Source organism: Embleya sp. NPDC020630, assembly GCF_044334985.1.
GTDB lineage: Bacteria > Actinomycetota > Actinomycetes > Streptomycetales > Streptomycetaceae > Embleya.
This window is the reverse complement of record NZ_JBIRUB010000011.1, coordinates 281,834-289,169: the sequence shown is the minus strand read 5'-3', so window position 1 is coordinate 289,169 and position 7,336 is coordinate 281,834. Positions and strand designations below refer to the sequence as shown.

7 protein-coding genes and 1 tRNA gene are annotated in these 7,336 nt (G+C 62.7%); 2 read left to right on the top strand and 6 right to left on the bottom strand.

Annotated elements, in window-relative coordinates; translation table 11 throughout:
* The first annotated feature begins 118 nt into the window (after positions 1 to 118).
* Positions 119 to 667, top strand: coding sequence for a hypothetical protein (locus ACH4XV_RS32460; RefSeq protein ID WP_395795879.1), 549 nt, complete (start codon positions 119 to 121; stop codon positions 665 to 667).
* A gap of 7 nt (positions 668 to 674) precedes the next feature.
* On the opposite strand, the gene ACH4XV_RS32455 is transcribed toward ACH4XV_RS32460, so the two are convergent.
* The 3 genes from ACH4XV_RS32455 to ACH4XV_RS32445 form a co-directional block, all read right to left on the bottom strand.
* Positions 675 to 1,532, bottom strand: a complete 858-nt coding sequence (locus ACH4XV_RS32455) for a phosphotransferase (RefSeq protein ID WP_395795878.1) — start codon at positions 1,530 to 1,532, stop codon at positions 675 to 677.
* Between the two features lie 318 nt (positions 1,533 to 1,850).
* Positions 1,851 to 2,966: a hypothetical protein gene (locus tag ACH4XV_RS32450; RefSeq protein ID WP_395795877.1), complete on the bottom strand. Its 1,116-nt coding sequence runs from the start codon at positions 2,964 to 2,966 to the stop codon at positions 1,851 to 1,853.
* Positions 2,967 to 3,121: 155 nt separating this feature from the next.
* Positions 3,122 to 3,697 carry a DUF4365 domain-containing protein gene (locus ACH4XV_RS32445; protein ID WP_395795876.1) on the bottom strand — a complete coding sequence of 192 codons (576 nt, stop codon included), beginning with the start codon at positions 3,695 to 3,697 and terminating at the stop codon, positions 3,122 to 3,124.
* A 1,282-nt stretch (positions 3,698 to 4,979) separates the two neighbouring features.
* Here ACH4XV_RS32445 and ACH4XV_RS32440 point away from each other — a divergent pair.
* Positions 4,980 to 5,045 (top strand) — tRNA-Gly (locus tag ACH4XV_RS32440).
* 198 nt (positions 5,046 to 5,243) lie between these two features.
* Here the strand turns inward: ACH4XV_RS32440 and ACH4XV_RS32435 are convergent.
* The 3 genes from ACH4XV_RS32435 to ACH4XV_RS32425 form a co-directional block, all read right to left on the bottom strand.
* Positions 5,244 to 5,618, bottom strand: a complete 375-nt coding sequence (locus tag ACH4XV_RS32435; protein ID WP_395795889.1) for a helix-turn-helix domain-containing protein — start codon at positions 5,616 to 5,618, stop codon at positions 5,244 to 5,246.
* 207 nt (positions 5,619 to 5,825) lie between these two features.
* Entirely contained in the window at positions 5,826 to 6,188 is a 363-nt protein-coding gene (locus ACH4XV_RS32430; protein WP_395795875.1) for a type II toxin-antitoxin system RelE/ParE family toxin, read from the bottom strand.
* Positions 6,189 to 6,614: 426 nt separating this feature from the next.
* The gene (locus ACH4XV_RS32425) at positions 6,615 to 7,166 is read right to left on the bottom strand and encodes a YceI family protein (protein ID WP_395795874.1); all 552 of its coding nucleotides are present in this window, start codon (positions 7,164 to 7,166) and stop codon (positions 6,615 to 6,617) included.
* Between the last annotated feature and the right edge of the window lie 170 nt (positions 7,167 to 7,336).

The following is a 7,336-nucleotide window of genomic DNA, read 5'->3' as shown; positions in this document are numbered from 1 at the left end:
CCCCTGTCGCCGGTTGGATGTCCATGACATCCAACCGGCACGCAGACCATCACGACCACCGGCCACCCGGTGAACGTTTCCGGTCACAGCACTAGGCCGCTTCACCGAGGCAGCCAACTTGGCCCGCGCCGCCCAGCTCGGTACAACAGGCCACGCAACGCCGACCCTGACCGCGCAGTTCCTCGCGATGGAGGCCCGAGCGCTCTCCCGCGTCGGCGACCACGCCGGATGCAACACGGCCTTGACCCGGGCAACGACGATCTTCGAACGCACCAACCCGGGTGAAGACCCGGAGTGGATCGGCTACTTCGACCAGGCAGAGCTGTCCGCCGAACTCGGCCACTGCTTCCGCGACATGCACCAAGCCCAGCAAGCCACCACATACGCAAAACTGTGTCTCGGCGGCACGGACGGCCGCTACGTCCGCAGCGACTTCTTCGCGACCATGGTCCTGGCGGAAGCCCACCTGACGGCCGGAGAACCCGAGCTCGCCTGCCGCAGCGCCCTCACCGCACTGAAGCTCGGACAGCAGCTCAAGTCCGCCCGATGCGTGACCTATCTATCCGAATTCCGCACAAAACTGGCGGTGTTCGCAACCTCAGCTTCAGTTGCCGAATTCCTGGAAGAGGCCGAGAGCCACCGCCTGTGGCAGCAGACCGCGAGTTGATCCGACCTCAGAACGGCTTCCACCCGTGCCGGTCGGCACCGGACCGCAGGTCCGACATGCGCCGCGCGACCTCCGCCGTCACCGCAGCATCGCCGGCCATGTTCTGCGTCAGCCACACGGTCATCATCAACTCACGCATGTCGGCCAGCACCGGATAGCCGTACCAGTTCATGACGTCGAACCCATAGGCGTGCACGAACGCCTCGTACTCGGCCCGGGTATGCCACCCGTACCGCTCGTAGTACATCGCAGTCAGCACCAAGTCCCACTCACGCGGCCCGAGCGCGAACCCATCCAAGTCGATCAGCACCCCCCGCCCGGCATCGTCGACGAGCGCGTTCCCGACGTTCGCGTCCCCGTGCACGAGCCCGAACGGAAGCACGAACTCCAGAGCGTCATACCGCTTACGCAGTTCCTCGGCCCGCTGCCGAAGAAACTCACGGTCCTCATCGCCCAACGCCACCGCAGCGTCGATCCGCCCCCAGGTCGCCGCCAACGGCTCCAGATACGGCAGCGCCAGCGACTCCGGCTCCTCCAACCAGTGCAAACGCCGCAGCAGCTCGGCCAGCGCGACCACACCCGCGAACCGCTCCTCCTCGGCCACCAGCTCCCAGAACGTCACCACCCGCCCGTCAACCACGAGCGGTTGCCGAATCCTCGAAACGACCCGCACCGCCGGGAACCCAACCTCGGCAAGCCACCGAGCAGCAGCCACAGTCCGCTCATGCTCATCAACCCGGTCCGCCGACCGCGCCACCCGCACCACAACCGGATCACCCAACCGGAAAACAGCGTTCTCCCCAAGCCGCAGCAGAGCCGCCCCCTCAGCGCTCAGCCCAGCCACAGCACACGCCGAGCCCAGCACCTCCCGAGCATGCTCCGCGGTAAACGCCCCACCGGCCCCAGACACCCCGCCATCCGCCATACCGCGAAGCTACCCGCATCCGGTGCCCTGTCGACCCACCAACGGCGCCCAATCGACCATTGCCGAATTTAGCTCTACTGGATCAAGGGCGCGCCCTGACAGGCGCGCCGCGGCATGGCTGGTGGGGCAGCACCGCGCATGCGGCGTGGCCGCCGGTCACGGTGCTGCCCCACCAGCCATGCCTCCTCAACCTATCGAACGAACGGACAGCGATCCGTCTCGAATTTTGGGCGCCATCTCCTCAAGTTCATGCAACCGTCAAGGAAGATCAACGGGTGGTAGTTTCCTAATTTCCCGAACAGGCTCGACAGTTGAATGGTCGGAATCATCAGCAAAAAGCTCTATCTGGCCCTCTACGATTCGACTAGAAGGCGCGTAATCCGCAAGGGGACCGAGGACCTGAACTACGCTGGCGTCATATAGCCAGTTCAGGTTTCCCTCCCGTTCGAGTCGTCCACTAACTCGAATTGCCAGATCTTCATCATGCGCTCGCACAGCATCGTGGTAATCTTCACGATTTGCCAGGCGAACGCGAGCTTTCCTTACCACGGCTGGCTGGAAGGCGTCGATCCCGAATACCCCGGGGCCGCCTGCATCCTTCTTTGCCATCTGATGCACGCGGCCACTCAAAGTTACAAAGCTTGACGTTTTTCCCTCAGCCAGTTTCATGGCGGCTTTATTCAGGGGTTCTACGTCAGACCCTTGAAACTCGAAGTGAGAGGTAAGCGCGGAGGGAGCGGGAACAGCCGGATCCCATTCAATGCTGATATCCGCACCATCAGAATCCTCGGCGATACCCAGGATTGCATTTGCCATCTCGTAAGAAATTCCCCGCGAAACTCCGGATTCGAATCCGGAAAGGGATCCGGTTGATCGATAGTGATCGAGCGCCTCTACCGTGGCCTCTACTGCTCGCACCACCGCTTGACTTACCGCACGAACACTTGCGTTTCCAAATTCACCTAGCGTATTAGCTGGATGTCCGGAAGAGACTTGGATATCAACATTCGGTGGAGCATATGCCGTAACGATGTAACTACCAGGAGATGTCTGCCCCATCATGACCTGGTCGAGGTACCGGTTAGCAAACCGCCCGTGTCGGTTCACGAAGTGGCGATCTGGACCCGCGAACGATTTCGCTCCTGCCAAAAGTGTCCTACGGGCAGATTCGATCAGCCGTTCACCACTTCGCCATCCAATGAATCCGCTCGGTGCTGAAGATTCCTTGCGAAACTTGAACTCATCTGATGCTTCAGCAACTAGGCGAGGGTAGATCGACCGGATCCATAGATCCCGATCCTGGGCGAGTTGCAACAATGCGGACCGCATCACATCCGAAAACTCTGGGGAATGCACGTCCAAGGGAATCAGCAAGCTGGCGGAGAAATTTCCTTCACTCGAACCCTGGCGCGCATATCGCGTATACATACCAGCCCTGCCTCCCACAGGACGCCAACCAGCTTCTTCGAGGAGAGCACCGAGTCTATCGGGATCGACCCGCACTGGGAGAGGAACACTCGACAGGCTAGTCATAACGATTCACCCCTGTCGAATCGATTTATCATCTCGGTAAGGGATGCAGCGTCAAATTTATTCTCGATGGGTATGCGCACGCTAGGTTTTTGGACATTCGACTTAGCTTCAAATCCCTCTAAATGCACCCAGTAGCAGCATCTTCTAGTAGTTAGGCCAGCATGATCCGCTTCCGTCCACTCCGACTGACGGGGCGGCGCTGTCATAACGACAAGAATGGCCTTTGGGTAACTCCTGGCCTTGACCATGTGGTCAAAATATTGACGCTTCGTGAACTGATAACTGAAGTACTCTTTGCTTGGATCAAGATCCAACTGAGTGGTGCACTTGAGTTGCGCCAGCACCACCGACTCTTCCTCATGAACAGTTGGGGCGGGGCGGACAAATCGCACGTCATAGCCAAAGATGTCTATGGGCACAACCTCCATCGCACAGCCAGCTGTTGCCGCCACACTCGCGACATACCCCTGCTGGAGTTGCTCCATCATCTGTGTGACATAGCGCGGATCTACCGCCTCAATCCGACCGTTGCGCCCTTTTTGCTCGCCGACTGCTTCCAGCGCCCCCGTCACAGGCAGGCCCTCCCCAGAGACTGAAGGCAAAGGCTAAGTCATGACTAAAGGGTTGGCATAGAGGCAGCTTTCCTTGCATTCTCGAACAATAGTTCGAGACACTGACTTCAGGAAGCCTCTCGCTCGCGATCCACTCCGGAGCCGTGAAGTTCGCAGCTGCGCTGCGAGCCGGCTGGGGGCCGGCGACGCGACCTTTGGCCGCGACCGGAGCGCGCTCGTTGCGTAGGACCACCGTTGGTGCTGGGCTTTGGGGGTCGGGCCGCGGTTGCCGAGCACCCGGGTTGTTGGTCAGGTTGCGTGACCCGCGCGCATGAACCACGGCAGGCCACCCGGTCCCCGGCATGCCGTGGACGGGTGCGTGGGTCGGGTTTTGGGGGCAGCCGGCTGGTTGTGATCTTGGAATTGGGTGGGCCCTGACGCGGTTCATGTGCTGGTCATAGCCCGATTTCGGGAATGCGCTCACACCCGCTCCGGAACCGTGTGCCTAGCTGCCATCTGCCGGGTCGCCCCAGTGCGGAGGAAGGTACGGCGGTTGCCAGGGTGCTGGGTCAGTCCGATCGAGTACAGGCGGAGGCACCGGATCAGGTAGGGATTTTCCCTCGATGACGGCCTCCAAGGAGTACTGAACGTAGCGCAAGTAGTTCTTGGCGTCATTTATCTGTCGCTCGTGGTTGCCTCTACCTACTCCACGCCATCCAATGTCGTACGCAAGTTGCACCAATGTGCGATAGCGGTCACGCAGAACTGGATCCGAGATCGAAAAGATCTCTGTGTGCATTCCCCGCCGTAGACTCTCCATGGCCGTGATGCAGTGATCACGGGCGTGAGCGCTCAGCCTTGGGACGTCCTCCGAGACATCTGGCAGGGAAGGTAGCCACGCGTACAGGTCCGCCAACCGTTCCAGTAGTTGGCGTGATGCGTTGACGGCTCGCTCATGATCGCGTTCCACTCGTGCCAAACGGGCGTCTGCGAGCTGCTGGGTCGATGCCAACCAGGCCTGTGTGGTGAGAGTCTTGGTGGTCTGCCAACGCGCAACCATGGCGGCGATTGCGCCGCCGACCAGGACGCCCAGTAGGGGTCCAGCGGTTTGGACCGCGAAATCTGCCCAGTCACTCACGAAAGCACGCTGTCAGTCCTGTGGGCGCTTCGATAAGAGAATCCAGGCGCCCAGCCGTGCCAGATGCGTGCCAGAACGGGTGGGGACTCGCGGTCAGCGGAGGGTAGTCACGGGCTATTGAGCCGGTAGCGCTGGCGAGGATGCGGGGCCGGTAGGGGCGGCTATGCGGGCATCGCTGGAACGGCGCTTCCCAAGCTTAGAACGCGAGTTCGATTCTCGTCGCCCGCTCCAAACGTTAAGGCCCAGGTCACGGACATGATCCGCAGCCTGGGCCTTCGTCGTTCCCAACTCGCTACGCCTCGCGTGTGGGGTCCGTGGCGGATGCGCGGCGATGTCGGCCCTGAAGCTTTTTGAGCCGCTTCGCGATGACGTCGGGAACGGCTTGGCAGCGCAACTGCCGCCTTCGAACGCAACGTCCGGCCTTACCCGTTACGCATTTACCCTGAGCCGATGCACCGTGTTTCCGGCCGTGGTGGCGCTGCGAGGCCTGCGGGGGAGACCAGTCAGCAGGGATTGGCCTCCGCGCGTCGTTGAAGTCGCGGGGGCGCGACAAGCCGACCGAGTCGTCGAACGGGTTGCCCGTCGGGTGGTTGGCTTGAAGGTCACCACCGGGTTGTCAGTGAGCAATGCGACTGTGAAGTGCCCTCCCAAGGCCCGTCCCAGGCGGAGCAGTGTCGGTGTGGTCACCGGTCGGCCGCCGTCCTCAAGGCGGCGGATGACCCGCTCGTTCATCCCTACGCGGCGGGCGAGTTCCGCCTTCGTCCAGCCGAGTGCAATGCGGCGGTCGTAAACGGCTTGGGCCATCGCGTCACCGAGCGCGGCCTCCGCATACGCCTGGTCGAACTCCTCGACCTCGCCCGTGGTCATCGCATCCGCGTGGGACGTCTCAGGGACAGGCTCGGCAGCGGCCTTCGCGGCCCTGCGACGCATTGCCTCACGCGCATTCATCGTGGCCTCCGTCATCATCTCGTCCGTCGCCGGCGGTCTTCCCGGATTGCCACCAGTCGCTCGTCACCGGCCGCCCAGTTCCAGCGGCTCCCCGGCAAAGATGATCGCGACCGGCGCAGCGGTGTGGTCGTTCTGGCATGTCTTCATCACCTGTCTGGCGCGCTCGACGTGCACGTGCTCGTTCATCCTCTGCTTGCGAAACACCGTCAAGAGCACCGCGGTCGCGTCGGTGCGGATCCAGTAGGTGATCCGCACCGCCCGGTTTGCCAAGTCGAACCGCAGCTCGAACAGCCCTTGGCCGAGCGGCTTGGACCGGGGCATACCCATCCGTTCGCCCTCGTTGGCCAGCCGTTCGACAAAACGCTTAACCGTGCCCCGCTGGGCTGCGGACAGCCCTTCAAGCCATGCCCGCACCTCGAAGCGCATCGACCTTGTGTGCAGCGCAGGCCACGAATTCACGGTCGCCATTGGCCAACCAAAAGGGAGAGGAATCCATCGGCCTCGTCTCGTCGTAGAGCACGGGATCCGTGCTTCAGCCTGGAGGGCTCCGTGCCAGATGTGTGCCAGAACGGGTGGGGATTCGCGGTCAGCAGGGGGTACTGGCAGGCTGTCGAGTCGATGGCGCGGGCGAGGATGCGGGGCTGGTCAAGGCGCGTTAGCCGGCATCGCGGGAACGGCGCTTCCCAGGCTTAGAACGCGAGTTCGATTCTCGTCGCCCGCTCGTGTAGCGAAGGCCCAGGTCACGGACAAAGTCCGAGCCTGGGCCTTCGTCGTTTTCGGATTCGCTACATCGGGCTGCGGCCTTCGGTGGTGGATGTTGCGCCCGCCCGGTTGGTGCGTCGGGAGGGCGGGTCAGGGCTGCTTGATGGCGGAGATGTCGAACTCCAGGACGACCTTGTCGCCTACGAGGACGCCGCCGCCTTCCAGGGCCGCGTTCCACGTCACGCCGAATTCCTTGCGGGAGATGGTCACGGATCCCTCCAGGCCGACTCGGAGGTTGCCGTACGGGTCGACCGCGTTGCCCGTGTACTCGAAGTCGATGGTGACCGGGCGGGTGACGTCCTTGACGGTGAGGTCGCCGGTGACGCGGTATTCGGAGTCGGACTTCGCCTCGATGGAGGTGGTCCGGAAGGTGATGTCGGGGAAGTTGGGGACGTCGAGAAAGTCGTTGGTGCGCAGGTGCTGGTCGCGCTGTTCGACGCCGGTGTGGATGCTCTCGGTCTTGATCACCAACTGGGCACTGGACTTGGTCGGGTCGCTGCCGTCCAGGTGGGCGGTGCCCTCGAAATCGCTGAACGAACCGCGGACCTTGGTCACCATGGCATGGCGGGCGACGAAGCCGATCCGGGTGTGGGCGGGGTCGAGGACGTAGTCCCCGGTGAGTTCGGGGAGGGGGGCGGTCATGGTGAGCTGATCTCCCTGGGTCGGTCGGGATCCCGGCGGCGGTTCGCCGGGATTGTCTCCTGACCCACGCTAGGCGTGATGGGCGTCCGGGCCGCCCGGACGCGCGGGGAGTGCACTCCGAATGATGACCACGGGCCGCCGCCACTGCGGCTCGTGGTCGGCACCGATGC